24 protein-coding genes and 1 pseudogene are annotated in these 25,104 nt (G+C 52.6%); 23 read left to right on the forward strand and 2 right to left on the reverse strand.

All coding sequences use genetic code 11. From position 1 onward, the window contains the following. The first annotated feature begins 57 nt into the window (after positions 1-57). The 7 genes from ULO1_RS03120 (at position 58) to holA (ending at position 6,412) form a co-directional block, all read left to right on the forward strand. Positions 58-747, forward strand: a complete 690-nt coding sequence (locus ULO1_RS03120; RefSeq protein ID WP_078664168.1) for a Crp/Fnr family transcriptional regulator — start codon at positions 58-60, stop codon at positions 745-747. A 196-nt stretch (positions 748-943) separates the two neighbouring features. After that, positions 944-1,255 (forward strand): pyridoxamine 5'-phosphate oxidase family protein, encoded by a 312-nt coding sequence (locus ULO1_RS03125; RefSeq protein WP_078664167.1) that lies wholly within the window; start codon positions 944-946, stop codon positions 1,253-1,255. A gap of 98 nt (positions 1,256-1,353) precedes the next feature. Further along, on the forward strand, positions 1,354-1,983 hold the full coding sequence (locus ULO1_RS03130; RefSeq protein ID WP_079907039.1) for a flavodoxin family protein: 630 nt from the start codon (positions 1,354-1,356) through the stop codon (positions 1,981-1,983). 21 nt (positions 1,984-2,004) lie between these two features. Continuing rightward, the gene (locus ULO1_RS03135) at positions 2,005-2,622 is read left to right on the forward strand and encodes a nitroreductase family protein (protein WP_079907040.1); all 618 of its coding nucleotides are present in this window, start codon (positions 2,005-2,007) and stop codon (positions 2,620-2,622) included. A gap of 75 nt (positions 2,623-2,697) precedes the next feature. Next, positions 2,698-3,168 (forward strand): helix-hairpin-helix domain-containing protein, encoded by a 471-nt coding sequence (locus tag ULO1_RS03140; protein ID WP_078666296.1) that lies wholly within the window; start codon positions 2,698-2,700, stop codon positions 3,166-3,168. Continuing rightward, entirely contained in the window at positions 3,165-5,405 is a 2,241-nt protein-coding gene (locus ULO1_RS03145; protein ID WP_079932978.1) for a DNA internalization-related competence protein ComEC/Rec2, read from the forward strand. The genes ULO1_RS03140 and ULO1_RS03145 overlap by 4 nt, the downstream gene beginning before the upstream one ends. Further along, positions 5,405-6,412, forward strand: a complete 1,008-nt coding sequence (holA, locus tag ULO1_RS03150; protein ID WP_079907043.1) for a DNA polymerase III subunit delta — start codon at positions 5,405-5,407, stop codon at positions 6,410-6,412. The genes ULO1_RS03145 and holA overlap by 1 nt, the downstream gene beginning before the upstream one ends. Before the next feature lie 53 nt (positions 6,413-6,465). Here the strand turns inward: holA and rpsT are convergent, their stop codons facing one another. Further along, entirely contained in the window at positions 6,466-6,732 is a 267-nt protein-coding gene (rpsT, locus tag ULO1_RS03155) for a 30S ribosomal protein S20 (RefSeq protein WP_079907045.1), read from the reverse strand. A 141-nt stretch (positions 6,733-6,873) separates the two neighbouring features. Between rpsT and ULO1_RS03160 the strand changes: the two genes are divergently transcribed. The 9 genes from ULO1_RS03160 to lepA all read left to right on the forward strand — a co-directional run bounded on the left by ULO1_RS03160 (position 6,874) and on the right by lepA (position 16,729). Further along, positions 6,874-7,203 carry a phage holin family protein gene (locus ULO1_RS03160; protein ID WP_174182987.1) on the forward strand — a complete coding sequence of 110 codons (330 nt, stop codon included), beginning with the start codon at positions 6,874-6,876 and terminating at the stop codon, positions 7,201-7,203. A 108-nt stretch (positions 7,204-7,311) separates the two neighbouring features. Continuing rightward, positions 7,312-8,340 carry a stage II sporulation protein P gene (gene spoIIP, locus ULO1_RS03165; protein WP_078666292.1) on the forward strand — a complete coding sequence of 343 codons (1,029 nt, stop codon included), beginning with the start codon at positions 7,312-7,314 and terminating at the stop codon, positions 8,338-8,340. Between the two features lie 51 nt (positions 8,341-8,391). Further along, entirely contained in the window at positions 8,392-9,282 is an 891-nt protein-coding gene (locus tag ULO1_RS03170) for a DMT family transporter (RefSeq protein ID WP_079907047.1), read from the forward strand. Between the two features lie 33 nt (positions 9,283-9,315). Then, on the forward strand, positions 9,316-9,540 hold the full coding sequence (locus ULO1_RS03175) for a hypothetical protein (RefSeq protein ID WP_078666290.1): 225 nt from the start codon (positions 9,316-9,318) through the stop codon (positions 9,538-9,540). Beyond that, positions 9,533-11,101: a murein biosynthesis integral membrane protein MurJ gene (gene murJ / locus ULO1_RS03180; RefSeq protein ID WP_079932979.1), complete on the forward strand. Its 1,569-nt coding sequence runs from the start codon at positions 9,533-9,535 to the stop codon at positions 11,099-11,101. Before ULO1_RS03175 ends, murJ begins: the two co-directional genes overlap by 8 nt. 76 nt (positions 11,102-11,177) lie before the next feature. After that, entirely contained in the window at positions 11,178-12,677 is a 1,500-nt protein-coding gene (locus ULO1_RS03185) for a spore germination protein (RefSeq protein WP_078666288.1), read from the forward strand. Then, on the forward strand, positions 12,670-13,773 hold the full coding sequence (locus ULO1_RS03190; protein WP_079907050.1) for an endospore germination permease: 1,104 nt from the start codon (positions 12,670-12,672) through the stop codon (positions 13,771-13,773). Before ULO1_RS03185 ends, ULO1_RS03190 begins: the two co-directional genes overlap by 8 nt. Next, the gene (locus ULO1_RS03195) at positions 13,760-14,857 is read left to right on the forward strand and encodes a Ger(x)C family spore germination protein (RefSeq protein WP_079907051.1); all 1,098 of its coding nucleotides are present in this window, start codon (positions 13,760-13,762) and stop codon (positions 14,855-14,857) included. The genes ULO1_RS03190 and ULO1_RS03195 overlap by 14 nt, the downstream gene beginning before the upstream one ends. 69 nt (positions 14,858-14,926) lie before the next feature. Beyond that, on the forward strand, positions 14,927-16,729 hold the full coding sequence (lepA, locus tag ULO1_RS03200; protein WP_079932980.1) for a translation elongation factor 4: 1,803 nt from the start codon (positions 14,927-14,929) through the stop codon (positions 16,727-16,729). Positions 16,730-16,752: 23 nt separating this feature from the next. Here the strand turns inward: lepA and ULO1_RS03205 are convergent, their stop codons facing one another. Continuing rightward, positions 16,753-16,941 carry a ferredoxin gene (locus ULO1_RS03205; RefSeq protein ID WP_078666284.1) on the reverse strand — a complete coding sequence of 63 codons (189 nt, stop codon included), beginning with the start codon at positions 16,939-16,941 and terminating at the stop codon, positions 16,753-16,755. Between the two features lie 46 nt (positions 16,942-16,987). Between ULO1_RS03205 and hemW the strand changes: the two genes are divergently transcribed. The 7 genes and pseudogenes from hemW to ULO1_RS03240 all read left to right on the forward strand — a co-directional run. Further along, positions 16,988-18,091, forward strand: coding sequence for a radical SAM family heme chaperone HemW (gene hemW, locus ULO1_RS03210; RefSeq protein ID WP_159073815.1), 1,104 nt, complete (start codon positions 16,988-16,990; stop codon positions 18,089-18,091). A gap of 102 nt (positions 18,092-18,193) precedes the next feature. Then, positions 18,194-19,228: a heat-inducible transcriptional repressor HrcA gene (hrcA, locus tag ULO1_RS03215; RefSeq protein WP_079907054.1), complete on the forward strand. Its 1,035-nt coding sequence runs from the start codon at positions 18,194-18,196 to the stop codon at positions 19,226-19,228. 22 nt (positions 19,229-19,250) lie between these two features. Then, positions 19,251-20,819: a TCP-1/cpn60 chaperonin family protein gene (locus ULO1_RS03220; RefSeq protein WP_079907055.1), complete on the forward strand. Its 1,569-nt coding sequence runs from the start codon at positions 19,251-19,253 to the stop codon at positions 20,817-20,819. Positions 20,820-20,825: 6 nt separating this feature from the next. Further along, positions 20,826-21,380: a nucleotide exchange factor GrpE gene (gene grpE / locus ULO1_RS03225; protein WP_242946633.1), complete on the forward strand. Its 555-nt coding sequence runs from the start codon at positions 20,826-20,828 to the stop codon at positions 21,378-21,380. A gap of 35 nt (positions 21,381-21,415) precedes the next feature. Next, complete coding sequence (gene dnaK / locus ULO1_RS03230) at positions 21,416-23,212, forward strand: molecular chaperone DnaK (protein WP_079932981.1); 1,797 nt, start codon at positions 21,416-21,418, stop codon at positions 23,210-23,212. Between the two features lie 62 nt (positions 23,213-23,274). Then, positions 23,275-24,420 carry a molecular chaperone DnaJ gene (dnaJ, locus tag ULO1_RS03235; protein WP_078666279.1) on the forward strand — a complete coding sequence of 382 codons (1,146 nt, stop codon included), beginning with the start codon at positions 23,275-23,277 and terminating at the stop codon, positions 24,418-24,420. 139 nt (positions 24,421-24,559) lie between these two features. Beyond that, positions 24,560-25,104: pseudogene (locus ULO1_RS03240) on the forward strand (IS200/IS605 family accessory protein TnpB-related protein); the annotation flags it as partial.

Here is a 25,104-nt window from a genome sequence, read left to right on the forward strand (position 1 = left end):
TATTTAAATCTTTTAGAGTCAAAATATGAGCTGTTCCTCACAAGAAAGGTGATAACAGTGAAACGAAGTTATTTATGTTTGCACGAATTACCGGTTTTTCAGGGTTTGGATAGATCGGAGTTTGCTAGTGTTTGTATTAGTACAACCAAAAAAAAAATTCCAAAAGATAATTTTCTGTTCTATCAAGGTGAGCTTGCTAACACTATTTATTTAGTTAAAGCAGGGAAACTTAAACTTGTACAGATTAATGAGGAAGGGCGGGAAATAATCATTGAAGTAATAGGGCCTGGAGAAATAATTGGTGAGGAAGCATTGTTTCAAAAGGAGGAACAGAAGCATCTTTTTAGTGCAATTGCAATGGATGAAGCCATGGTATGTTGCTTTAATCGCAATCAGTTCGAGAAATTACTTCTACAAAACCCTGGTTTAGCAATAAAAATTATTAGTTATCTTGGACAAAAATTATATAAAATGACACAACACTTTAGTGAAGTAGTTGGCACATCAGTTAAGGATAAATTATTGCGACTATTTTTTAAGTTAGCAGATGTGTATGGACGGAAAACATCTAATGGAATAGTTATAGAATTGGAAATTACCCAACAAGAATTGGGTGATATGATAGGGGCCTCACGGGTTATGGTAAGTTATGCTTTGAAAGAATTGCGCAATTCAGGCATCATTATCCGATATGGAAAAAACTATATTCTGAAACCTGGACATTGTCTTGAAAAATATTGGGGTTGATAGGAAGTAATAAAGGGGTGGATATCCACCCCTTAAAGTGCTTTATAAGCTGTAAAAGATTTTACGTATAATTATTTTATATTTGTGATAAGCTGCAAAAAATGAAAAATGTAGTAAAAAAATTTACAACTTTCATAATTTGCTCGGCTTATAATAAACTTGTAGCCAAACAATCAGCTATAAGGAGGCGGGTGTTGTGGTAATCACTAAAGAAATTCAAGAATTAATCCCTATTGCTCCTATTATTCCTATTGTCACAGTATCTAGTAAAGGAGAACCACACTTGATTGTAGTAGGCAAAGTAAAGGAGGTGCGTGATAGCGATATTTTAGTTTTTGATATCTATAAAATGCAAACTACGCAACAGAATATCCTTGAAACTGGTAAAATGCAAGTAGTTATTGCCAGCCGGGAAGGTACTCCCAGGGGCTATCGTATTACCGGAAAAGCGCAGGTAGAAGGAAAACAAGTTTTGTTTAAAGCGGAAAGAGCGGAGCCGTTATTATAAAATAGAATGTGCAGTTATAGGACGCACCGGAATTAATCCGGTGCTGTTGTTTCAGTAATGTTTGTTTAATTTATATAATGTAGAAAGGGGGAAAATAAATGGCTCTTATCCTTGGTTTTAGTGGAAGTCCCATACCTAACAGTAATCTTGACTTTGTTATACGTGAAATTCTCCAGGCAACAGGACATAAAACTGAATTCATAAAAATCTCTCATCATAACATAAGGCCATGTCTGGGATGTTTTAAATGTGTTTCCACAAATAGGTGTGTGCAAGATGATGAAATGAATAAATTTCTGGAAAAAATTATAGAAGCGCAAGGTATTGTTATTGGGGGGTTTCCTACATTTTTCAGTTTGAATGCTTTAACCAAAACTTTTCTTGAGCGATGGTATCCACTTAAGCATAGGAGAATGTTAACTCATGGAAAATATGGAGTCACCGTAGCTGGAGGCTTTCGAGATGCTGCCAAAGTCAAAGAATATATTAATTCCTTTTTTAAATGGTATCAAATGGATTTGGTTGGAGATATTCAAATATCTGGTAATGCTCCCTGTCTTTTCTGCGGCTACGGGGAAGACTGTTTATACAGTAATGTTCCCCTTTTCTACGGAAGCAACAGAATTCGACCTGAAATGTTCTTTCAAGCTAAGGAAGACAAAGATTTACTGGAAAAGGCCAGAAGTCTTGGGCGCAAACTAGGGGAAAAAGTTTTAATAAAAGCGTAATAAGAACACAGGAGGTAAGCAATGGAGAAAGAACAGATTTATGAACTGATGCGCAGCCGGCGCAGTATCCGGCTTTACAAGCCCGACCCTATTCCTCAGGAGACGCTGGAGCGGATCATTGCCGGGGCCCTCTGGGCCCCCTCGGGGATGAACAAACAGGACTGGCTGGTGGTAGTGGTAACCGGCGAGAAAAAACAGGAGCTGATTCGCCTGTTTGGCGAAGGGGGAGAATATTTACGGGAACGGCTGGAACAGCTCTTCCCCCCCAAAATGGTCAATCTGACTATGCAGTTCTTTCGCACTGGCGGCAATGCCCAGGCCATCGTGCTGGTCTATGTACCCAGGGAACAGATAAAGATTTCGCCTGACATGAATCTTAATGAGCGCCATGCTGCCGAACATGATCGCATGGGCGCGATCCAGAGCGCTTCAGCCCTGATTCAGAACCTGTTGCTGCTGGCGCATGCCGAAGGGCTGGGTTCCTGCTGGCTCAATGGGCCTCTGTTCGTGCAGGAGGAAATCAACGCCTTGCTGGGTATCAAGGATAAGGAACTGGTGGCTGCCGTAACTCTGGGCTGGCCGGATCAGCAACCACCGGTACCACCCCGCAAACCGGATCGCGTCCTCTGGTACAAATAAACGACAAAATCTCCCAAAAAAGCCCCCTTGTTCCCGGGGGCTTTTCTTTTTTACAATGGGAGAGAGGTGAGAAAATTGGTCAGGAAAGTCATCATTGGTCTCTGTGCCGGTTTGGCCTGCTTTTTACTGGGCTGGCAAACCGGGCGGCTGGTGGAAAAAGAGCCGGCAGCCATGGTGCTAAAGGCGGACAAGCTCTTGAACCAGGTTAAACTGCCGGTTGATGCCAGCCTGGTGCCCGCAGCTCAGCCCCGGGTGGAGGAAGAAAAGCAAGAGCAATCCCTGACGGAGGTAAAAAAGGAGGCGCCGAAAAAGGTACAGACCAGAACAAAAATTAAAAATAACCAGCAAACGCAGCAGGTGGTGAACATTAATCAGGCTACCGCTGAGGAACTGGAGAATCTGCCTGGTATCGGTCCGGCCCTGGCCCGGCGAATAGTGGAATATCGCAATCAGCATGGTCTCTTTACTGATAAAGAGCAGTTACTGGCTGTGCCGGGCATCGGGCCGAAAAAGATGGTGGAACTCCGGCCCCGGGTCAGGATATGAATCCCCTGGTTGGAACTGCCCTCAGCTACGCTCTGGTGCTGCTCAGCTGGGAACAGGGGGGATGGCTGTTCTGGTTTGCTTGCCTGTTGGCCCTGCTGGCCCTTTTTAGCTGGCGGCCCCGGAAGATTCTACTGCCCATCGGGGCAGGGATAGTGCTGGCGGGGCTGGTGCTGGCTCTCTGGCAATATTCCTTTCCTCGCTTGCCCTGGCAGGAGGGGCAAAAGGTGACTGTGGAAGGGGAATGGCTGGAAACCAGTCCGACAGCTTATGGCTGGAAAGGCATCCTGCGTACTGATGCTGGCAAAGTGCTGGTCTATACCGGGACGGAGATCGGGGCAGGGCGCCGGGCCCGGGTTAGTGGTAAGGCGGAACAGCCGCCCCCGGCCCTCAATCCCGGCCAGTTCGATTACCGGCGCTATCTCTGGCACCGGAAGATCAGCTGGCAAATCAAGGCGGACAGGGTGAGTGACCTGGGGCCAGGCAGCAGTTGGCGCCTGGCTCTGGCAGGGCTGAGGGGACAAATCAGCCAGCAGGCACTAAACAATGCGCCGGGCCGCAGTGGCACCTTGCTGGCAGCCATGGTCTGGGGTCAGGAGCAGTACCTGGAGTCAGAGACCAGAGATGGACTGAACCGGGCGGGGCTGGCCCATCTCCTTTCTGTTTCCGGCTTCCATGTCTCCCTGCTGGCGGTGCCGGTCTGGCTCTGGAGCCGCCGGCTGGGGGGCTCGCCCTGGTGGCGGCTGGGGGCAGCTCTGACCCTGGCCCTTTTTTATGGCGCTCTTTCCGGTTTTGAGCCACCTGTACTCAGGGCGCTGATTATGCTGGCTCTGGCCATGCTGGGCCGGGAGCTGGGCCAGGGCAAAGATGATGAAGCCGGATTAGCCCTGGCTCTGTTTCTGACTTCCTTTACCCAGCCCTTGCTGATTACGGAAGCTGGTTACCAGCTGACCTTTCTTGCCACCTGGGCCTTGCTGGTGCCTGGGCGGCAGCTGAGGGGGCGCTGGGCCTGGCTGTCTTTGCCCCTGCTGGTACAGACCTTCACTTTACCAGCACTGATTTACCACTTCCACTACTTTAATCCCTGGTCCCTGCTGGCCAATCTGCTGCTAACCCCGGTGGCTACACTGACTCTCTGGCTGGGGTTTCTGGCCGGGAGTCTGGGCTGGTTCTGGCCCCTCTGGGGACAGGCCCTTTATCCGGCAGCAGCGTTGCCGGCCCTGCTGTTGCTCGCTGCTGCTGACCTGATCCAGCAGTTGCCGGGGGCCCGGTTGGTTTTTCGGGGCTGGTCGGCGGCTGCTACCGTCCTGTTTTTGCTGGTGCTGGCCTGGTTTTTACGGGGCGGCTGGGCGGGCAGCAGTGGCCTCTGGCTGCGGGGTTGGGCCTGGCGGCTATTGCCTGGTCGCTGGCGCTACGGACTGGCGGTAGGGCTGGTAATAGGCTGTTTTAGCCTTTACTGGCGCTGGTCCCAACCGGCTTTGCAGGTTACCTGGCTGGCTGTAGGGGAAGGGTTTGCTGCGGTAATCACTACCCGGACCGGGGAAACCTATTTGCTGGATGCCGGCCCAGCCGGCAAGCGGGTAGTAGGGGCCTATCTGGCCCAGGCGGGAATTGATCATCTGCGGGGAGTCATCATTACCCACCCTCATGCTGACCATTATGGGGGTCTGGAGGAGCTTATGGGGAAGGTGAGCATCGACTGGCTGGCAGCGGGGCCGGGAGCCTGGCAGGAACCGGCGCTGGCTGCCCTGGGGCAGAGCTGGCAGAGGGAGGGAACCCGACTACTCACCTGGCAGCAGGGGGAAGACAGACAGCTGGCCCCTGGTATGCGCCTCAGGGTATTAATGGCCAGAACAGCAGGAGAGGATTGGAATCAGCGCTCCCTTGTGATAGAATTGAAAAAGGACAATTACTCCCTCTTGTTTACCGGAGATGCCGATCGTCAGGGGCTGGACCAGCTGGCCAGTGCCTACCGGCCCCAGGACCTGCTGGCAGTAACTATGCCCCATCATGGCAGCCGGGATGGGGCTAGTGGCTACTGGCTACAGCGCTGGCAACCCCGGCTGGCGGTGATTCCTGTAGGCCCTAATCGCTATGGTCACCCCCATCAGGAAACCCTGCTCAGGCTGCAAAGGCAGGGGATAGCCGTATTGCGCACTGACCGCCAGGGAGCGGTAAGCCTTAGTTGGCCGGAGGGAGAGGATCCGCAGATTAGCTTTTTCAGGCAGGAGGAACCTTAATGCTGGCAGCAGACGGAGTTTTACAGAGCATTAAAAGAGGGGTAGTCAGTCCCCTTTATTTTATCTATGGTGAGGAAACCTGGCAGATTCGGGAGCTGGTACGGGCTTTTCGGGAGTTGCTGGCTCCCGCGCTGCGGGATTTTAATTTACAGGTACTGGATGGGAAGAACACTTCCTGGGAGCAGCTGGTAAACAGCGCCCGCACCATTCCCTTTCTGGCTGAACGGCGGGTAGTAATCGTGGAAAACTGGCAGGCCCTGCTCGCGGGAGAAGGCGGGCAGGGGGAAGAAGTCTTTTTGAGCTACCTGTCTGATCCCAACCCGGCCACGACCCTGGTGCTGGTCCAGGAAGGCAAGCCGGATAAAGGGCGGAAAGCGGTGAAGGCCCTGGAAAAAGCAGCCCAGGTGGTGCAGTGTACCCAACCCAAAGGCAGTGAATTGCTGGAGTTTATCCGCAACCAGGCCAGGCAGCTGGGCTTGAGACTGGAAGAGGAGGCGATCCGGGAGCTGGCCCTGATGGCAGGTAGTAACCTGCCTTTGCTCCACCAGGAGCTGCAAAAACTGGCCCTGTATGCCCAGGGGGAGATGCTGAACAAGGACCAGATTCAGGAGCTGGTGGCCCCTAGTCCAGAAGCAACCATCTTTCAGCTGGTGGATGCGGTGGCTGAAGGGCGCTTTACCGCAGCCTTACCGCTGTTGAAAGAACTTCTTTTTCACGGGGAACCACCGGCACGCATCCTGTATATGCTTACCCGCCAGTTTCGCTTGCTCTGGCAGGCCAGTTTGCTGGCAGCACGGGGCTACGGGGATAAGCAAATAGCTGCCCAGATCAATGCCCCCCCTTTTGCTGTTCCCAAATTACTGCGCCAGAGCCGCCGGTTTTCTGAGGGGGATTTCTATACCATCTGGGACATACTGCTGGAGGCAGATCTGGCCCTCAAAACCAGTCGCCAGGACCAGCAGCTGGTGCTGGAGCTGACAATTTTACGGTTGTGCGGAAAAAAATAAAAACAGCAGGACTGTGAGCCTGCTGTTTTTTTAATGACTAATCTGTCGACAAATTAGCCGGCGATTTGATTGAATTTCCTGGTTAAACGGGATTTGCGCCGAGCAGCGGCGTTCTTATGTAGAACACCTTTGGTAACTGCCTTGTCCAACAGGCGGCAAGCCTTAACTAAAGCAGCTTTGGCGTTATCCACATCAGTGGTGGCCAGAGCTTCATGGAAACGCCGGATGGCAGTTTTTACGGTGGATTTGATGGCAGCATTGCGCAAAGCACGCTTTCTGGCTTTGATAGCTCTTTTGGCTGCGGACTTGATGTTGGCCACAGATTTCACCTCCTTCGGGGTTGCAGTCAACAAAAGTAATTTTAACATGAGTAACCCAAAAAAGCAAGAGTATAAATTAAGAATAGGATATGGTCAATTGGGTATCCTAACGTTGAACGTAAAAACAAGGGGGTGAAAATAATGCTGGGAGCGATTGTGCGTTTTATAGTCTCTGCCATAGTACTTATGGTTGTCAGTTTCCTGGTACCCGGCTTTAAGGTTGCCGGTTTCGTCGGCGCCCTGATAGCAGCAGCGGTTATTGCGATTCTGGGTTATGTGGCTGAGCTGGTACTGGGAGACAAAGTCTCACCGCGTAGCCGGGGTCTGGTCGGCTTTATTACCGCAGCGGTGGTTATCTATCTGGCCCAGTTTATCGTTCCGGCCCAGATCAGCGCTTCCATTCTGGGAGCATTGATTGCCGCTTTTGTCATCGGTTTGATCGATGCAGTGGTACCGACCATGATTCGCTAACAGGAAAAGTTAAAATAAAAGGACTGTCGGCAAAAGTGCCGGCAGTTTTTTTGTTCTATTTGCCTGAAGGCCTGCATAGATATATTCTGCAGGCAGGAGGTGGACAAAATGCGGTTCAAAGGCAGGACAGCGGGCTGGTTAGCCCTGGGATTGACTACTTTGCTGGCGGCCTGGTGGAATATTCCCACCCGGGCCCAGGTGGAGGCGGTAGATAAGGTGGGGCAAATAGCGCCCAAAATGGATGCCCGTCAGATGTTACAGCGGGAATTGCCTTTGCTGGGAACGGAAATGATGTGGACAAGCCCGGAATGGCTGCCGGTAGGCAAACCCCAGGTATATCTGGCCCAGGGGATTCCCTTCTTGCGGGTGATGGCCGAAGAGGAGGAATGGAATGACAGTGATAAACCAGTGGCCCGGACCGATAGGGTGGTGGATAGTGTCTATCAGCCCCAGGCTGATCCGCATGAAGAGGTCAAACCGGAACAGGTGCCGGGTTTAGGTCAGTTTCGCCTCTGGTTGCCAGCGGGACAGAAGGTTCCTCTGGTTGGGATTTATAATACCCATACTTCCGAAACTTATCGCCTTACTGATAAAACCGACAAGGTACCCGGGGAAAAAGGCGGGGTTTTTGCCGCTGCTTCCGCCCTGGCGGAAGAGCTGAGCAGCCGCTATGGCATTGGCGTAGTGCAGAGCCAGGCTATTCATGATGAAAACTGGCTTCTGCATAATCCCTATGCCAATTCGGCTGTGACGGCCCGGCAGATGCTGGAAAAGTATCCGGACTTGCAGCTTCTTATCGATATTCACCGGGATGCAGAAGTGCCCCGGGAGAACAGTGTGGTAAAAATCCAGGGCCGGGAGGCCGCCCGGATTATGCTGGTGGTGGGCACCAACAGCAGGGGCAATCACCCCAGCTGGCAAAAAAACCTGGCTTTTGCCCAGCAGCTGGCAAAGCAGATTGAGCAACAATATCCAGGCCTGGTGCGAAAGGTGATGACTAAACCAGGCCGCTATAACCAGCATCTCCATCCCCGGGCTGTTTTGATTGAAATTGGGAGTACAAGCAATTCTACAGCTGAGGCAGAATACACTGCCCGCCTGCTGGCTAAAATGGTAGCAGATGTTGTCAAGAAATAAAATCAGGAGTATAATCGTTGTTAAGTATAGAGAGATAGGGGATGGGGACAGGTGCAATATTTATTACTGGTATTGACAGCTTTTTTCTGGGGTGGGGCCTTTATTGCTGGAAAAGTGGCAGTAAAGACGACACCCCCTTTTGTCGTGGCTTTTTTACGTTTTCTGATAGCTGGTATTTTACTTTTGTTGCTACTGAGGCGTCGGGAGGGTTGGCCGGACTGGCGGAAGAAAGAAAATTTCTATGGTCTTTTCTTTTTAGGTCTAACCGGGGTGTTTGGCTATAATATGCTATTTTTTGAGGCTCTCAAACATACTTCTCCTGTCAATGGTTCCCTGATTGTGGCGGCCAATCCCGGAGTTACGGCTTTAATCAATCGCTTCTGGCATGGTGAAAGACTGGGGCCACGGCGCTGGCTGGGGATTCTGCTGTCCTTTACCGGGGTTACTCTGGTCATCTGCCGGGGAGATCTGGAGCTGCTGGCCAATTTGCGCTTTAATTTTGGCGATATTCTGCTGGTGGGCGCTACTTTGTGCTGGGCCCTTTATTCCATCAAAGGCAAAGAGGTCATGAACAACTTTACTCCCCTGGCGGCCACGGCTTTTGCCTGTACGTTCGGGGCCTTATTACTCTTGCCTTTTGCCCTCTGGCAGGGGGGGCAACAGGGATGGAGCTGGCTGGGACAGGCCCAGCCCTGGCTGGCCATTATCTTTTTGGCAATTTTTGCTTCTGTGCTGGGGTTTGTCTGGTGGTACCAGGGAGTGCAGGCTATCGGGGCATCCCGGGCTGCCATTTTCATCAATCTGGTGCCCATTTCAGTGATGCTGATGTCAGCCCTGCAGGGGGAAAAGTTGACCTGGGTACAGCTGCTGGGAGCAGCCCTGGTGCTGGGTGGGGTTTATCTGACCTCCATGGCTAAAGTCCAGCCTGGCCGGGCACACTAAAAAGTAAAAGCCTGGTTGAAAGGATGGACCCCTGTGCAAAAACTGGTGCTGGTACTGGCACTGACGGTGACTTTCTGGGGAGTGGCAACAGCCTACTCTGTATTTGTCCACTGGGTGAAGCCGCCTGCTGACCCCTGGCAACGAACGGTACAGGGGCTGGAGCGAAGCTTCAAAAAGGTGGAAAAGCGACTGACCGTGGAACTGGCGGCCCGCAGGGCTTTGCTGAAATACTGGCGAAAGGAAGACGGACATGAGTAGCAAAAGCGGTGGAGTGGCCCGGGCGGCCGGTATTTTAATGGTGACCATGATATTAAGCCGCATCCTGGGACTGGTAAGGGATCAGGTGCTTACTGCCCGCTTTGGCAGCAGCCATTTAACTGATGCTTATCTGGCGGCTTTTACCATACCCGATTTGCTATATAACTTGCTGGTGGGTGGCGCCCTGAGCGCCGCCTTTATTCCGGTTTTTTCCTCCTACCTGGCCCGGGGGGAAGAGAAAGAGGCCTTTACTGTTGCCTCTACAGCTATCAATCTGGTTATGCTGCTTCTCAGTCTGGGGACAGTGCTGGCCATGATATTTACCCCCGCTCTGATGCCCCTGGTAGCTTACAAGTTTCCTGCTGAGACCAGGGAAATAACCATTTATCTGACCCGCATTATGTTGCCTTCGGTGCTATTTACCGCCCTTAACGGGCTGATGATGGGCATTCTCAATTCCTACAAGCATTTTACCGCTCCGGCGGTAGGGGCACTCTGGTATAATGTGGCCATCATCCTGGCTGGTTGGTTTCTCGCCCCCTGGCTGGGGATTGCAGCCTTTCCGGTGGGGGTCTTGCTGGGAGTAATGGCCAATTTCCTCTGGCAGTTGCCCCGGGTGAAAAAAATAGGCTTTCGTTACCGGCCGGTACTGGAGCTCCGGCATCCTGGCCTGCAAAAAATGCTGTGGCTGATGTTACCGGCTTTACTGGGGCTGGCGGCTAATCAGATCAATCTGATTATCAATCAGAATCTGGCTTCCGGACTGGATGCAGGCAGTATCACAGCCCTACGGGTAGCCAACCGCCTGATGGCGGTACCTCTGGGGGTTTTTGCCTTTGCGATTGGGGCTGCGGTTTTTCCCACCCTTACCTCACTGGCGGCTGTGGGCAAAATGTCGGAATTCAAAAACACTCTGCTGGATGGCCTGCGTTCGGTTTTTTTCATTACCCTGCCGGCAGCCGCAGGTCTGATGGCATTAGCAGAACCCATTGTGCGCCTGCTGTTTCAGCAGGGCAAGTTTTCTGCTGCTGATACCCGGCTGACAGCCCTGGCCCTGTTCTGGTATTGTCTCGGCCTTTTTGCCCAGGGAGCGGTGCTGGTGGTAACCCGGGCTTTTTATGCTTTGCAGGATACCACTACTCCTGTAAGTGTGGCAGTGGTAACAATCTTAATCAACTATCTACTGAATGTAGCTATGGTGGAGCGCTTTGCAGCGCCCGGGCTGGCTTTTGGTTATTCGGTTACAGGTATTATCAATTTCCTGGCTTTGCTTTATCTTTTGCGGCGCAAGACCGGGCCTCTCGGACTGTCCCAGCTGGTGCGTTCCTGGGGCAAGGGCAGTATAGCTGCTCTGGTGATGGGGATAGCGGTTTATTTCCTGGACCAGGGGCTGGTGCAGGTGGTCCCGGTCAGCCAGAAGGGAGGGCAGTTGCTGGAAGTACTGCTCACTGTGACAAGTGGAGCTGCCCTGTACTGGTTGCTGGCTCGCCTCTTCAAAATGCAGGAAGCGGAACAGGTGCGCCAGCTGGTGCGGCGTTTGAACAGGCAACGAGCGGCTTAGCTCTTGCCTGTATTTTTTTTCACCTCGGAGAAATACTAACCTCAGCAGGCAGAGTTTGGCTGAACGAGGTGAGAGTATGCGCTGGTTCGGGGGTAAAAAGAGCAATTCGCTGAAAGCACGGGTTCAGTACCTGCAGGGACGGTTTCAACAGGCCCCTGATTTTACTATTCGCTATTTTCGCATTGGCAAAAGCCTGGAACAGGAAGGCGCCATTGTTTTCTTGAAAGGCATTGTTGATCGCACCATGGTCCATGCCGATATTCTGCGGCCTTTGCTGATCTGGGGGCGGCAGACGGAGAGCGTGGACTGGCAGGCAACAGAATCTTTGTTGTTATCGGTAGGGCAAATCAAGGAACTGGGAAACATAGAGGAGGGGGTACAGTCCCTGTTGCGCGGGGATACCCTCTTGTTGCTGGATGGGCTGGACCTGATTTATGCCATTAATACCCGGGGCTGGGAAAAACGGGGCATAACGGAACCCTCCTCGGAGCCGGTTATTCGTGGTCCTCATGATGGCTTTACAGAAACCCTGGTCACTAACCTGTCCCAAATTCGGCGGCGGCTGAAAACCACCCGGCTCAAAGCCAAACGTTATCAGGTGGGGAGATATAGCAAGACTGATGTGGCTTTGCTTTACCTGGATGGTATCGCCAATCCCCAGGTAATCGAGGAGCTGGAGAAACGGATCGAACAGCTGGATCTGGATGCTTTGCAAAGCAGTGGCCAACTGGAACAACTGATCGAAGATAATCCCTATTCTCCTTTTCCCCAGATTCAGTCCACCGAGCGACCGGACAAAGCAGTGGCCAATTTACTGGAGGGCCGGGTGGTTTTGGTGGTGGATGGTAGCCCCCAGGTGCTGATTGCCCCGTCGGTTTTCAGCCAGTTTTACCAGAGTCCGGAGGATTACGGTTCCCGCTGGCTAATGGCCACTTTTGTGCGCCTGATGAGGCTGGGCGGGTTCATAGTGGCTCTGACTCTGCCGGCAATTTATATTGCCTTGATTTCTTTCAATTATGAGATGATACCTCTGCGCTTATTGATACCTCTGGCGGAAAGCCGTTCCCGGGTGCCTTTTCCGCCCATAGTTGAGGCAATGCTGATGGAAATAACCATTGAGCTGTTGCGGGAAGCGGGGATTCGCCTGCCCAGCCCTATCGGACAAACTATCGGTATCGTGGGCGGTCTGGTGGTGGGCCAGGCGGCCGTGCAGGCTGGCCTGGTCTCCAATGTTATGGTAATTGTAGTAGCGGTGACAGCCATTGCATCTTTTGTGGTGCCTACCTATGATGTGGGCTTTTCGGTACGGCTTTTGCGTTTCCCCCTTATGTTTCTGGCCTCAGCCTTTGGGCTGGTGGGGATTGCAGTGGGTTTGACCATGTTGCTGGCCCATCTGGCTATTCTGGAGTCGGTAGGTACTCCTTATGCCCTGGGTATCAGCCCCTTGCGCCTTAAGGACTGGCTGGATTCAGCTATTCGTGCGCCTAGCTGGTTTCTGAATCAGCGGCCTACCATCGGTCATCCCTTGAACCGGACCAGACAGCAGACGGGAAAGGGGGAGAAAAAGCATGAGTAAAACGGCACCAGCAGGCAAGCTTACCCGACAACAGCTATTTTTCCTTATTTCCGGGATCCAGATCGGGGTGGGTATACTTTCCTTGCCAGCTGGTTTGCACAAGGTTGCCCGCCAGGATGGCTGGATTTCCGCCTTTATTGCGGGGTTAATGGCTGCCCTGGGACTGGTGTTTATCCATCTGGTTTGCCGCCGCTTTCCCGGACAGGCCCTTTATGATATTCTGGACAGCGTTTGGGGGAAATATCTGGGTAAATTCTGGACTGGATTGTTTATTATCTATTTCTGGGCTACAGGGGCGGTAATTTTCTGTATATATTTGGAAATCCTGCAAATCTGGATGCTGCCCCTGACACCGCGCTGGGTCCTGATTATCCTTTTAATGTTACCGGTTTTTTACCTGGTATTCAATGGGTTGACTGTACTGGGACGTTTTGCGGAAATGCTGTTTCTCATCAGTGCCTGGATTGTGATCCTTCTTTATTTCCCTCTGCGGGAGGCTCACTGGTATTATCTCAAACCCATCGGTACGGCAGGCCTGAAAGCCATCCTGCTGGGGAGTTTTAAAGCAGCTCTGGCTATGCTGGGGTTTGAGTTTTACTGGCTGGCCTATCCCTATACCAGTCCACGGCGGCGCTTGCTCTTCTGGGCCCTGGCTGCCAATGGCCTGGTTACTATTCTCTACATGGCAGTAACAGTAATTGCTTTTGCTTTTTATAGCCCGGAGGAGATTGAAAGCTGGCGCTGGCCGACTCTGGGCTTACTCAAGGTGATTCAGTTTTCTTTTATTGAGCGGATGGAATATGTGATTTTAGCTCTTTGGGTGCCGGTAGTCCTTTTGACTGTGATTGGGATGTTTTATGGTGCCGGTTTAGGAACAGCGCATTTGCTGAAGCGTAAGGATCATCGTTATCTAACTTTGCTTCTGGTCCTGCTGGCAGGGGTTGTCGACATATTTTTACCTGATGCTGATAAATTGAGTAAACTGGGAGATTATCTGGGTTATGCCGGTTTAGGGCTGGGGATCCTCCTGCCAGGACTAAGCTGGTTGCTGGCCAGTTTGCTGCCCAGGGGAGGGATGAGGAATGAAAAGAATTAAAACCCTGGCTCTGGGCTTGATTCTATTAATCACCAGTGGTTGCTGGGATGCCAGACCCCTGGAAGAAAGCACCATCACCCTGAGTGTGGGGATTGACCGGGATGAACGGGGACGGTTGCTCATGACCACCGTGGCTCCAGTGCTGGAGGAAGATGCGAAAAAGAAGGTACTGGTTGTCTCCACTCTGGCCCATACTCCCCGCCAGGCTCGCATGAATCTGGACCGGATGTTACCAAATCCGATCAGTGGTGGTAAACTCCAATTTATTTTGATCGGTGAGGAACAAGCCCGAAATGGTATCCGGGGTATCATGGATGTGTTTTTCCGGGATCCTGGCAATCCTTCTACTGCCTATGTGGGAGTAGTGGAGGGCAAGGCCCAGGAGCTCTTTATGCAGGAATATCCTGATAAGCCCCGCATTTCCCTTTACCTGGCCAGCCTGGTCAAACACGGTAAGGGGGAAGGAAAGGTGATACCTGTTACAGTGCAGCGCCTGCGCACCATGATGTATGATGAAGGCCAGGATACCTTTTTGCCCTATTTTCGCCGGGGGGCCAAGGAAGTTAGCCTGGCTGGCACTGCGTTGTTTATAGAGGACAAATTCAAAACAGTCCTGCCGCCACGGGAAAGCGCCTGGCTCTCCCTGGTTAACGGCGATACCAGCAGAATAAAACTTACTATGCGCTGGCGCAAGGATGAACTGGAAACACCTGATGACTTCCTTTCGGTCTGTTATTTTGCCGAGGATCGGGACTTCAAGGTGCATAAAGGAGAGGGGTGGAAAGTGGAAATAAATCTAAAAACCAGGACGTCCCTGGAGGAAGTTCCCTGGGATTTAGATTTAAGTGATAAAAAAACTGTCAAGAAAATACAGAGTTTTTTAAGTCAGGAAGCTCAGAGGGAAATCATGAATATGTTGCGGTTTGTACAGAAAGTGCCTGCTGATGTCCTGGGTGTGGGCCAGCGGATACGGGCAGAGTTCCCGCGGGAATGGCAAAAAATGGACTGGAGGCAGGAATTTCCCCGGGTAAAGTTTCAGGTCAAGGTTCAGGTGGATATTGCCCGCACTGGATTGACCAAATAGGATTGCTCCTCAGGGCAGAAAATGCTATAATATTTTGGTAACTGATGCCCTGAAGGAGGACAGAACAGCATGGTCCATGACCATATTCGCAATTTCTGCATTATCGCTCATATTGACCACGGCAAATCCACTCTGGCCGACCGGCTGTTGGAATATACCGGCACCTTAAGTGAACGGGAAATGACGGAACAGGTGCTGGACTTGATGGAACTGGAAAAGGAACGGGGTATTACCATCAAGCTGCAGGCTGTGCGCCTCAATTATAAGGCCAGGGATGGCAGGGAATACATCCTCAACCTGATTGACACACCTGGCCATGTGGACTTTACCTATGAGGTATCCCGAAGTCTGGCCGCCTGTGAAGGAGCGCTGCTGGTGGTGGATGCCTCCCAGGGGATTGAGGCCCAGACTCTGGCCAATGTCTATATGGCCTTAGAGCATGATCTGGAAATCATCCCGGTAATCAATAAAATCGACCTGCCCAGTGCCGAGCCGGAGCGGGTGCGGCAGGAGATTGAAGATGTAATCGGTCTGGATGCTTCTGAAGCCATCCTGGCTTCAGCCAAAGCCGGTATCGGGGTGGAAGAGATTCTGGAAGCCATTGTAGCCAAAATTCCGGCTCCCAAGGGGGATCCTGAGGCTCCCCTGCAGGCCTTGATTTTTGACAGTCACTTTGACCCCTACAAGGGGGTAATCGTCTACTTCCGGGTAGTGCAGGGCACCATCAAAAAAGGTATGAAGATTCGCTTCATGGCCACGGGCAAGGAGTTTGAAGTCACCGAAGTGGGGACTTTCCGGCCTTTCCCGGTGCCGACAGAGCAGCTGTCGGTGGGTGAGGTGGGCTATCTGGCGGCCAGTATCAAAAATGTGAAAGATACTACTGTTGGGGATACTATTACCGAAGCGGAGCGGCCGGCTGCTGAGCCTTTGCCCGGTTACCGCAAGGCCACGCCCATGGTCTTCTGTGGCCTCTATCCAGTGGATAGCGGGGATTATGAGGATCTGCGGGATGCCCTGGAAAAGCTCAATCTCAATGATGCGGCCTTAATCTATGAGCCGGAGACATCGGTGGCGCTGGGTTTTGGTTTTCGCTGTGGGTTCCTGGGGCTGTTACACATGGAGATTATCCAGGAGCGCCTGGAGCGGGAATACGGCCTGACTTTGATCACTACTGCCCCCAGTGTGGTCTACCGGGTTTTTCTGACCAACGGGGAAGTAATCGATATCGATAACCCTACCAAATTGCCGCCGCCTACTCAGATCGAACACCTGGAGGAACCCTATGTCAAAGCCACCATCATGGTGCCCAACAATTTTGTCGGGGCAATTATGGATCTGGCTCAGGAAAAGCGGGGCAATTTCCTCAACATGGAATACCTGAGTGAAAGCCGGGTCATGTTGCATTATGAACTGCCCCTGGCGGAAATCGTTTATGATTTCTTTGATCAGCTTAAATCCAGGACCAAGGGTTATGCTTCTTTTGATTATGAATTCATTGGCTACAAGCCATCCAAACTGGTCAAACTGGATATACTCATCCACGGGGAAGTGGTGGATGCCCTTTCCTTTATTGTCCACAAGGACAAAGCCTACCAGCGCGGGCGGCAGATGGTGGAAAAACTGCGGGATCTCATCCCCCGCCACCAGTTTGAAATCCCTATCCAGGCGGCCATCGGCAATAAAGTCATCGCCCGGGAGACGGTCAAGGCTTTACGCAAAAATGTACTGGCCAAGTGTTATGGCGGGGATATTACCCGGAAGAAAAAGCTGCTGGAAAAACAAAAAGAAGGGAAAAAGCGGATGAAGCAGGTGGGAAATGTGGAAATTCCCCAGGAAGCCTTTATGGCAGTGCTCAGTATTGACCAGAAATAAAAGAGGCCGGGTTTCCGGCCTCTTTATACTTCGGCAATGGCATCAGTGGGGCAATTTTCCAGAGCTTCCCTGGCCTCATCCTCCAGGTCATCTGGCACCTCATCCACAATGGCTTTGGCTTTGCCTTCATCATCCCAGTCATAGACATCGGGGCAGGTGCTGACGCAGGCGCCACAGCTGATGCACAAATCAGGATCTACCTTGACTTTCATGGTCTCAACCTCCTTCGCCTACAGTTTGCCCGAAAGGGGGAAAAATATGCTGGGGGTCTATGTTCATGTTCCCTTTTGTTTGCGAAAATGCCATTATTGTGATTTTTATTCCCGGCCGGCCAGCGGGGAAGAAAGGGAGCGCTATCTTGACCTTGTTTGCCAGGAAACGGAAGCGGCTGTCCGGCAGGTGCCGGAACGAGAAGTGGATACCATTTTCCTGGGGGGCGGTACTCCGGGGCTGCTGGGTCCAGAGGGCATAAAAAAAATTCTGCAGGCTATTGCCGGGAATTTTCATATCATCAATACCGTTGAAATAACTATGGAGACAAACCCCGGGGCAAATAGAGATATCTGGCCGCTAATGGCAGCAGCAGGCATCAACCGGGTGAGTCTGGGTGCTCAGGCGGCCCAGGAGCGACTGTTACGGGTTTTAGGCCGCTGCCATACCTGGCAGGAAGTCCAGAACACGGTGCAGGCAGTTCGCCGGGCTGGCTTAACCAACCTCAATCTCGACCTGATGTACGGATTGCCGGGACAATCCCTGGCGGACTGGCAGGAAACAGTAGCAGCTGCCCTGGCGCTGGAAGTGCCCCATCTCTCCCTTTATGCCCTGAAAGTGGAAGAAAATACCCCCTTTGACCGCTGGGAAAGGGAGGGCAGGATAACCCTGCCGGAAGAAGAGGAATGGGCGGAAATGTACTGGTGGGCCAGGGAAAAACTGGAGACAGCAGGTTACCTGAATTATGAACTGAGTAACTTCGCCCGGCCAGGATTCGAATGCCGGCATAATCTCAAATACTGGCGCCGCCAGCCTTATCTGGGACTGGGGCCGGCAGCCCATTCCTGCTGGGGGAATGTACGCTGGGCCAATCCCGCCAGCCTGGAGGAGTGGGAAGCAGAAGTTCGGGCTCGGGGCTGGAGCGGGCAGCTGGTGGAAAGGCTGAGCGAGAAAGAAATCCTGGCTGAACAGGTTATTCTCGGCCTGCGCCTGGCCGAAGGAGTGGTTCTGACCCCGGAAATTGAGGCAGAATGGTCAACAGTTATAGCTTCTCTGAAGCAGCGGGGTCTGGTCCAGGTTTCGGGAAACAGGCTTAAACTCACGCGGCAGGCCTGGTATATTGCCAATGAAGTGATGGCAGAGTTTATCTAGTACCTTGACATTCCCTGCCCCAGGTGGTATTTTTTAAGTAGTGGCCTTTAGCACTCGTCTGGTGAGAGTGCTAACAACGGGCCTGGCGGAAGGTGATGAGGGATGCAATTGGATGAGCGGAAAAAGCGCATTTTACTGGCGATTATTCAGGACTATATTGCTACCGCTGAACCGGTAGGCTCCCGAACCATTGCCAAAAAGTATGAGCTGGGGGTGAGCCCGGCTACTATACGCAATGAAATGGCCGACCTGGAAGAAATGGGCTATATCGAACAGCCTCATACTTCAGCGGGGCGGATTCCCTCAGACCTGGGCTATCGCTATTATGTGGACTTTTTGATGGAGAAATACCGCCTGGCTGATGAAGACCGGGAATACATCCGCCAGGGGTTTGAAACCAGACGGATGGAAGTGGCCCAGGTGATTCAGCGGACTGGCCAGCTGCTGTCCCAGATGACCAATTATACCACAATAGTGCTGGGACCACAGCTGGGCAAAACGGGGATTAAGCATGTGCAACTGGTACCGGTAGAACCAGGCAAGGCCTTGCTGGTCATGGTCAGCCTTTCCGGTCTGGTACAGAACCGGCTCATCGAGATTCCGGAAAATTTGTCTGCCGAGGATTTATGGCAGATTAGCCAGGTATTGAATGCCAAGCTCCATGGCAAAACCATAGCCGATATTCGCCGCACCCTGTTGCAGGAGATTTATTCTGAACTGGCCCGGCAACGGGCGGTGGCGGAACTGGTACTGGATTTACTCAGCCAGGAGGAGCTTCTGAGCGGGGAGGAAAAGGTCTATCTGGCCGGGATCCTCAATATTCTTAACCAGCCGGAATTTCGCAATATCGAGAAAATCAAGACTCTGTTGTCCCTGCTGGAACAGGAGGAACAGCTGCGCCACCTGGTTCAGCCCGAGGATGAAGGCTTGCTGGTGCGAATCGGGGCAGAGAACCCCATTCAGGTGATGCGGGATTGTTCCATGATCACTGCTACCTATACGGTCGATGGTCAGGTGGTGGGAGCCATCGGGGTACTGGGCCCCACCCGGATGGAGTATGCCCGGGTGATGGCCCTGGTGGAATATATTACCGAAAACCTCTCCCAGATGCTGACCGATTTTTACCGCCGCACCTAGAGCGGCTGAAGGAGGTAAGGCAATGAGCTTAAAACAGCAAGCTGTCCAGGCCACCGAGGTGGATGAGAAACTGGCAGCTCTGATGACCAATGCCAATGCCATCAGGGCCATTGCCGCTGCTGTGGAAGGCACTCTGGGTCCTAAAGGTCTGGATACCATGCTGGTGGATAAATTCGGTGACGTGGTCATCACCAATGACGGCGTCACCATTTTAACGCTGATGGAAGCCAATCATCCGGCCGCCCGATTGCTGATCAATGTGGCAAAAGCCCAGCAGGCGGAAATCGGTGATGGTACTACCACTGCCACTGTGATGGCCGGGGCCCTGGTTGCAGAAGGGGTTAACCAGGTAGTACGGGGGGTGCCGGTCACCAGGGTGATCGAGGGCATCCGGATAGGAGTCAGGGGAGCCCTGGAGTTTATCGAGCAACAGGCCCGCCCTGTACGCAGCCTCAAGGATCCCCTGCTCTATCGCATTGCCTACATAGCCGGACGGGAAAACGAGGATATTGCCCGCCTGGTAGTGGATGCAGCCCGCCTGGTGGGAATCAAGAAATTGAAGGAACCGGGCTTTAAGCTGGCAGATACGATTGTGGCCGAGGAAGGGGCCGATAACCAGGTCTTTTCCGGGGTGATCATCAACAAGGAACCTATGAATGACGAGATGCCCCGGGACCTGCGGGATGTAAAAGTCCTGATCATTGATGATGCCCTGGAACCGGAGGAGCTGGAAGATGAGGCCCTGGCTACTGAGGCCGGTTTCAATCGCTATATGGAATTACAGCAGGAATTCAAGGATAATGTGCGCAAAATCGTGGATCTGGGTGTAGGACTGGTTATCGTTGACCGCGGGGTAGAGGCCTGGGCGGAAGAAACTCTGACTGACGCCGGAGTGATGGTGTTACAGCGGGTTTCCAACAAGGAACTGCGCAAGGCAGCGGAACATACAGGAGCCCGACCCATTAAACGCACCGGTCTCAAGCGCTCCCCGGAAGAACTGGTTCGCTATCTGGGCCAGGCCAAATGGGTGCTGGCTGATGAGCGCCTGGAACATGTGCGGATTCTCGGTGGTGCTGGTAAACCTATGGCTACCGTGCTGGTGGGAGCCGCCACTGAAGAAGTAGTCGGTGAACGGGAGCGGATTGCCAAGGATGCCGCTTCCTCCGTTCAGGCTGCTGTTTGTGGCGGGGTAGTGGCCGGAGGCGGTTCCCTTGAGCTGGCTGCTGCTCGCCAGGTGGAAAAACTGCGGGAAAACACCCGGGGTATGGCTGCCTATGGTATTGATTGCGTGGTGGCTGCCCTCAAACGGCCCCTGGCCCAAATCGTGGAAAATGCCGGCTTCAATTCTCTGGAGAAACTGGGGGATGTGGTAGCTGCTCAGGCGGAAAAAGGCAATAACGCCCTGGCCATAGATTGTGACAGCGGTCAGGTAGTGGATATGTGGGAACTAGGCGTGGTTGATCCGGCCCTGGTGAAACTGCATGCTTTGCGCGCTGCCGGGGAAGTCGCTGAAGCTATTCTGCGGATTGATACCATCATCCGGAAAAAAGAGGAGAAAAGCAGCAAGCTGGAGCCAGAAATGGAGGAATAGGGAGACATGACCCAGATGGAAGAGGATAAAAAAATGGAAGCCAATGAACAGGAACCGGCCGGGGCCGGAGCTGCTCAGGAACAGACGCAGGAACCCGGTCAGCTGGAACAGCTGCAACAGCGAATAAATCAACTGGAACAGCAGCTGGCCGAGGAAAAGAATGCCCGCTTGCGGGCCCTGGCTGATCTGGAAAACTTCCGACGGCGGGCCCGGCAGGAACGGGAAGAACTGTTGAAATATGAGGCAGAAGGCCTGATTACAGCCCTCTTGCCGGTTATTGACAATTTTGAACGGGCTCTGGCGGCTACCGGAGAAGAAGGCCAGTTACGGCAAGGGGTGGAAATGATTTACCGCCAGTTGATGGAAGTCCTGACCAGAGCAGGGCTGACTCCGATGGAATGCCAGGGCCAGGAATTTGATCCTCACCTGCATCAGGCTGTTATGCAGGTCCCAACTGAAGAACAGCCGGAAAACACCATTGTGGATGTGTATCAAAAAGGATATTATCTCAAGGATAAGGTAATTCGCCCGGCCATGGTCACAGTGGCCGTCAGAAACTGAGCAACATATAATCTTTAGGAGGGTGAAGGACAGCTATGAGCAAGATTATCGGCATCGACCTGGGTACAACCAACTCCTGTGTAGCAGTAATGGAAGGTGGCGAAGTGACGGTTATTCCCAATGCGGAAGGGGGCAGAACCACTCCTTCTGTGGTGGGCTTTTCCAAAACCGGGGAACGGCTGGTGGGCGAGGTAGCCAAGCGCCAGGCGGTAACCAACCCGGAACGGACGGTGATTTCCATCAAGCGCCACATGGGCACAGATTATAAAGTAAACATCGATGGCAAGCAATATACTCCCCAGGAAATCAGTGCTATGATTCTACAGAAATTGAAAGCTGATGCGGAAGCCTATCTGGGTGAACCGGTAACCAAAGCGGTAATCACTGTACCGGCATACTTCACTGACAGCAAGCGCCAGGCTACCAAGGATGCCGGGCGCATTGCCGGTCTGGAAGTAATGCGGATCATCAATGAGCCTACCGCTGCGGCCCTGGCCTATGGTCTGGATAAGGAAGAAGACCAGACCATTCTGGTTTATGACCTGGGTGGTGGTACCTTCGATGTCTCCATCCTGGAACTGGGGGATGGGGTCTTTGAAGTCAAGGCTACTGCCGGTAATAACCGCCTGGGTGGTGATGATTTCGACCAGCGCATCATCGACTGGCTGGTGGCCGAATTCAAAAAAGAAAACGGCATCGATCTGTCCCAGGACAAAATGGCTATGCAGCGATTGAAAGAAGCAGCAGAAAAAGCTAAAAAAGAACTGTCCAGCACCACGGTGACCACTATCAGCTTGCCCTTTATCACTGCGGACCAGAACGGGCCCAAACACCTGGAAATGACCCTGACCCGGGCCAGGTTTGAAGAGATGACCGCTGATCTGGTGGAAGCCACTATGGGTCCCACCCGGCAGGCTCTGAAAGATGCGGGTCTGGAGCCCAAGGATATCGACAAGGTCTTGCTGGTAGGCGGTTCTACCCGGATTCCGGCCGTTCAGGAAGCTATTCGCCGTTTCCTGGGCAAAGAACCTCACAAGGGTATTAACCCCGATGAATGCGTAGCAATTGGTGCTGCCATCCAGGGGGCAGTGTTGTCCGGGGAAGTCAAGGATGTAGTCTTGCTGGATGTTACGCCCCTCTCCCTGGGGATTGAAACCCTGGGTGGGGTGTTTACCCGGATTATTCCGCGCAACACCACTATTCCTACTTCCAAGAGCCAGATTTTCTCCACTGCGGCGGATAACCAGACCCAGGTGGAGATCCATGTCCTGCAGGGTGAGCGGGAAATGGCAGCTTACAACAAGACCCTGGGCCGGTTCATCCTGGATGGCATTCCGCCGGCACCGCGGGGTGTACCGCAAATTGAGGTTACTTTTGACATTGATGCTAACGGGATTGTGCATGTTTCCGCCAAAGACAAGGCGACCGGGCGGGCCCAGAGCATTACCATCCAGTCCTCTTCCGGTTTGAGTGAGGAAGAAATCCAGCGTATGGTCAAGGAAGCAGAAGCCCATGCGGAAGAAGACCGCAAGCGCAAGGAAGAGGTAGAAATCCGCAATAATGCCGATTCCATGGTTTATCAGGCGGAAAAAACCATCAAGGATTTCGGGGATAAGGCGGATCCGGCCAAGGTGGAAGCAGTGAAAAAGGCGGTAGAAGAACTGAAAACTGCCCTGGCTGGCAATAATATTGATGAGATCAAGGCCAAGACCGAAGCCCTGACCGCACCCCTCTATGACCTGACGGCGGCCATGTACCAGCAGCAGGCCCAGCAGCAGCCGCCTCAGAATGACAGTAAAGACGGTCAGGATCCCAATGTGGTAGATGTGTAAACTGGCGGGGGAGGAGACTCCCCCTTTTCCTAATTGCCGCAAAAAGTTTGAGGTGGTAGCTGATGAGCAAACGGGATTACTATGAGGTGTTAGGGGTTGGCCGTAACGCCACCGAAGAGGAAATCAAGAAGGCGTACCGCAAATTGAGCAAAAAGTATCACCCGGACCTCAACCCTGGAGATAAAAGCGCCGAGGAAAAATTCAAGGAAATCAATGAAGCCTACGAGGTGCTGTCTGACCCCCAAAAGCGGGCTGCCTATGACCAGTTTGGCCATGCCGGGGCCCAGGGCTTTGGCGGCCAGGGGGGCTTTGGTGATTTCCAGGGCGGCTTCGGTGGTTTTGGGGCCGAGGAAATCTTCGGCGATATTTTCGATATGTTTTTTGGCGGTGGTAGCCGTAAGCGCCAGGGCCCGCAGCGGGGTTCTGACCTGAGTGCGGAAATTGAGCTGACTTTTGAGGAGGCGGCTTTTGGCACCACCAAAACCATCGAAATTCCCCGCACCGAAACCTGTGAAATCTGCCATGGTACCGGGGCGAAGCCGGGCACCGGGCAGCGTACCTGTCCCACCTGTAATGGTACGGGACAGCAGCAGATTGTGCAAAATACGCCTTTTGGCCGCTTTATCCAGAGCCGCCCTTGCCAAACCTGTGCTGGACAGGGTAAAATTATTGAGCAGCCCTGTCAACACTGTCATGGCAAAGGCAGGGTAAGGAAATTGCGCAAAATTACCGTCAACATCCCTGCCGGGGTGGATAGCGGCACCCGGGTGCGCAAGGCGGGGGAAGGGGAAGCCGGCCTCAGAGGTGGGCCGCCGGGAGATCTCTATTTGATTGTACGGGTTAAACCCCATAAGATTTTTCGCCGTGAGCACAATGATGTGGTGATGAAATTGAATATTTCCTTCCCGCAAGCAGCCCTGGGAGATGAAGTGGAAGTACCCACCCTGGAAGGGAAGGAGAAAATCAAGATCAGTCCCGGCACCCAGAATGGCACAGTCATTCGCTTGCGCGGCAAAGGCATCGTAGATGTCCATGGCCGGGGGCGGGGTGACCAGCGCATCGAAATCCAGGTGGAAGTGCCGACCAAATTGACGGAACGGCAAAAACAGCTGCTGGAGGAACTGGCGGAAACCATGGGACAGAAGCCGGCAGGAGTTCACCAGGAAAAGAGTTTTTTTGATAAAGTGAAGGATGCCTTTATGGGCTAAATGATGGAGGTATGCAGCAGCTTCAGAAAACTAGACTATAATTGATTGTATTTAACTGTTTTGCTACATTAAAGGTATGGAACTATTATCCATTGGAGAAGCAGCAAAGTCCGGCAGGGTTTCGGGGAGCTGATCAGGAATGCCAAAGAAACACGAGAAGAACAAATTTAGCATAACTGTGTGCGGGGAGTTTTTTCCGGAGATTTACCCGGCTCACCGGTCTTCGAAGTGGAGCCGGGGCGAAGAAGACCCGCTGACTACGGAGATGCGTCTCTTCTGTGCCTGTATGCGGTGGGCCTTTAACCGGCTCCTGGAAGGTGCTTCCCGCCATGAAATCAAGAAGTCAGGACAAGAACTTTTCGGGCTGAACTCCCGCTTTGTCGATGACTCCAGACTTAAAGCACAGGCCCTGCTGGACTCCCAAACAGAACTGCTGAAGTTAGAAAATGAAGAAACAGAAGAGAAACTGGGCCGGGCCAGGAAGAAGCTCAGCCTGGCTATGAGGAAACTGGCGAAGGCAGAGGAAAAGGGGGCTGCTTCAGAAGTTATTGAAAAGCTCCGCCTGGCAGTCAAAGGGCGAAACCATCGGGTGGTTTCACTGGCAAAAAGGCTGGCTGAACTGAAGGACTACCGGGAGAAGGGGACAATACCGGAGGTAGTCTTTGGGGGCAGAAGGCTGTGGGA

This window comes from Carboxydocella sp. ULO1 (assembly GCF_002049255.1).
GTDB lineage: Bacteria > Bacillota.

Excerpts from the sequence above, each read along its gene's own strand:
- ULO1_RS03135 (WP_079907040.1), top strand. The coding sequence starts at position 2,005 with ATGGAGAAAGAACAGATTTATGAACTGATGCGCAGCCGGCGCAGTATC.
- dnaK (WP_079932981.1), top strand. The coding sequence starts at position 21,416 with ATGAGCAAGATTATCGGCATCGACCTGGGTACAACCAACTCCTGTGTA.
- ULO1_RS03130 (WP_079907039.1), top strand. The coding sequence starts at position 1,354 with ATGGCTCTTATCCTTGGTTTTAGTGGAAGTCCCATACCTAACAGTAAT.
- spoIIP (WP_078666292.1), top strand. The coding sequence starts at position 7,312 with ATGCGGTTCAAAGGCAGGACAGCGGGCTGGTTAGCCCTGGGATTGACT.
- murJ (WP_079932979.1), top strand. The coding sequence starts at position 9,533 with ATGAGTAGCAAAAGCGGTGGAGTGGCCCGGGCGGCCGGTATTTTAATG.
- grpE (WP_242946633.1), top strand. The coding sequence starts at position 20,826 with ATGACCCAGATGGAAGAGGATAAAAAAATGGAAGCCAATGAACAGGAA.
- dnaJ (WP_078666279.1), top strand. The coding sequence starts at position 23,275 with ATGAGCAAACGGGATTACTATGAGGTGTTAGGGGTTGGCCGTAACGCC.
- hemW (WP_159073815.1), top strand. The coding sequence starts at position 16,988 with ATGCTGGGGGTCTATGTTCATGTTCCCTTTTGTTTGCGAAAATGCCAT.
- ULO1_RS03190 (WP_079907050.1), top strand. The coding sequence starts at position 12,670 with ATGAGTAAAACGGCACCAGCAGGCAAGCTTACCCGACAACAGCTATTT.
- holA (WP_079907043.1), top strand. The coding sequence starts at position 5,405 with ATGCTGGCAGCAGACGGAGTTTTACAGAGCATTAAAAGAGGGGTAGTC.
- ULO1_RS03205 (WP_078666284.1), bottom strand. The coding sequence starts at position 16,941 with ATGAAAGTCAAGGTAGATCCTGATTTGTGCATCAGCTGTGGCGCCTGC.
- ULO1_RS03145 (WP_079932978.1), top strand. The coding sequence starts at position 3,165 with ATGAATCCCCTGGTTGGAACTGCCCTCAGCTACGCTCTGGTGCTGCTC.
- lepA (WP_079932980.1), top strand. The coding sequence starts at position 14,927 with ATGGTCCATGACCATATTCGCAATTTCTGCATTATCGCTCATATTGAC.
- ULO1_RS03185 (WP_078666288.1), top strand. The coding sequence starts at position 11,178 with ATGCGCTGGTTCGGGGGTAAAAAGAGCAATTCGCTGAAAGCACGGGTT.
- ULO1_RS03220 (WP_079907055.1), top strand. The coding sequence starts at position 19,251 with ATGAGCTTAAAACAGCAAGCTGTCCAGGCCACCGAGGTGGATGAGAAA.
- ULO1_RS03195 (WP_079907051.1), top strand. The coding sequence starts at position 13,760 with ATGAAAAGAATTAAAACCCTGGCTCTGGGCTTGATTCTATTAATCACC.
- ULO1_RS03160 (WP_174182987.1), top strand. The coding sequence starts at position 6,874 with ATGCTGGGAGCGATTGTGCGTTTTATAGTCTCTGCCATAGTACTTATG.
- hrcA (WP_079907054.1), top strand. The coding sequence starts at position 18,194 with ATGCAATTGGATGAGCGGAAAAAGCGCATTTTACTGGCGATTATTCAG.